Genomic DNA, 665 nt, shown 5'->3' with positions numbered 1-665 from the left:
CATGCCCAATTGCCTCTTCGACATCCTTGACCTTGATGATTGGCAAGGCCGGTCCAAACTGTTCCTCGGTCACCAACCGGTTCTGTGGATCTATATCCGCGATCAACGTCGTGGGATAGAAGTACCCTGGTGCTTGCAGATCCGGATTGCCACCGAGCAGAACCTTGGCACCGGAATCGATTGCGTCTTGGACTAGATCCGCCACAATCTCGAACTGGGCCTTGTTCTGCAGTGGGCCAAGCACGTTATTTTCATCCAGCCCCACGCCCATCGGCATTTTGGCAGCCACATTGGTGAGCGCTTCACAGACCTGGTCATAAATTGATTCCGGAACGTAGAGTCGCTTGAGCGCCGCGCAGGTCTGGCCGGTATTGATAAAAGCACCCCAGAACAGGTCTTCGGCAATTGCCTGAGGATCTGCATCTTCCAAGACGATTCCGGCGTCGTTTCCGCCTAGTTCCAGGGTCAGCCGTTTGACCGTATCCGCTGAGGAACGAATGATGGCCTTGCCCGTTGGAGTGGAACCGGTGAACATGATCTTGCTAATGAGCGGGTGCGAGGAAAGCTTCTCGCCCACGTCGCGTCCTCCGGCGACCACATGCAACACGTTGGCTGGCAATACTTCATTGAGGATATGGCCTAAGGCAAGCACCGACAGTGGGGTG

At 55.5% G+C, this 665-nt stretch carries 1 protein-coding gene; it reads right to left on the bottom strand.

Annotated elements, in window-relative coordinates; genetic code table 11:
* Nucleotides 1-665 (bottom strand): aldehyde dehydrogenase family protein (locus Q7C21_RS22355; RefSeq protein ID WP_375151136.1); only part of this gene is annotated, 665 nt, incomplete at both ends.

Origin of the sequence: Pantoea sp. ANP04, assembly GCF_041982285.1 — a bacterium.
GTDB lineage: Bacteria > Pseudomonadota > Gammaproteobacteria > Enterobacterales > Enterobacteriaceae > Pantoea > Pantoea eucalypti.
Note: the sequence above shows the minus strand (reverse complement) of the source record. Positions and strands in the feature narration are given on the sequence as shown.